Source organism: Lysobacter sp. Soil_N_51 (assembly GCF_057655755.1).
In genome coordinates this window covers 1-1,274 of the sequence record NZ_JBDGLR010000024.1, presented here as the reverse complement: position 1 = coordinate 1,274, position 1,274 = coordinate 1, and the positions used below count along the sequence as shown (strand labels likewise).

1 pseudogene is annotated in these 1,274 nt (G+C 67.3%); it reads right to left on the bottom strand.

What is annotated here, in order from left to right:
* A pseudogene (locus AC3A4T_RS24510) lies at positions 1 to 1,274 on the bottom strand (CshA/CshB family fibrillar adhesin-related protein); the annotation flags it as partial.

Sequence of the window (1,274 nt, the reverse complement as noted above, 5' to 3'; positions counted from 1 at the left end):
GCCGCGGTGCTGATCGTGGTGCTCAGGGTGTAGGTGATCGTCGCACCCGGATTGACCGTGGTGCCGGTCGCCGGATCCGACGACTTGCTGCTGCTGATCACCGGCGCGGCGACCGTATGGGTCGTCGTGCAGTTGGTGCACTCCGGGTCCGGATCGCCACCGCCGCTGCCGGTCACGTTGTTACCGACCGTGCCGGCCGCATCCGCGTCGACGGTGGTCGTGTAGGTCAGCGTGTACGTACCTGGCAAGGTGCCGGCCGGCAGGGTGCAGGACAACGCGCCCGTGCAGGTGTAGCTGCCCGCATTGGTGACCGAACCAAAGGTCTGATCGCCGCTGATCGTGTCGGTCAGCGTGTAGACGTCCGTCAGCGCCGCGGTGCTGATCGTGGTGCTCAGGGTGTAGGTGATCGTCGCACCCGGATTGACCGTGGTGCCGGTCGCCGGATCCGACGACTTGCTGCTGCTGATCACCGGCGCGGCGACCGTATGGGTCGTCGTGCAGTTGGTGCATTCCGGGTCCGGATCGCCACCGCCGCTGCCGGTCACGTTGTTACCGACCGTGCCGGCCGCATCCGCGTCGACGGTGGTCGTGTAGCTCAGCGTGTAGGTGCCCGGCAGGGTGCCGGCCGGCAGGGTGCACGACAGCGGACCGGTACCGGTGCAGGTGTAGCTGCCCGCATTGGTCACGCTGCCGAACGTCTGATCGCCGCTGATCGTGTCGGTCAGGGTGTAGACGTCCGTCAGCGCCGCGGTGCTGATCGTGGTCGACAAGGTGTAGGTGATCGTCGCACCCGGATTGACCGTAGTGCCGGTCGCCGGATCGGACGACTTGGTGCTGGTGATCACCGGCGCGGCGACCGTATGGGTCGTCGCGCAGTTGGTGCACTCCGGATCCGGGTCGCCACCGCCGCTGCCGGTCACGTTGTTACCGACCGTGCCGGCCGCATCCGCGTCGACGGTGGTCGTGTAGCTCAGCGTGTACGTACCCGGCAACGTGCCGGCCGGCAAGGTGCAGGACAACGCGCCCGTGCAGGTGTAGTTGCCGGCGTTGGTCACCGAACCGAACGTCTGATCGCCGCTGATCGTGTCGGTCAGGGTGTAGACGTCCGTCAGCGCCGCGGTGCTGATCGTGGTCGACAAGGTGTAGGTGATCGTCGCACCCGGATTGACCGTGGTGCCGGTCGCCGGATCCGACGACTTGCTGCTGGTGATCACCGGCGCGGCGACCGTGTGGGTCGTCGTGCAGTTGGTGCATTCCGGGTCCGGATCGCCACC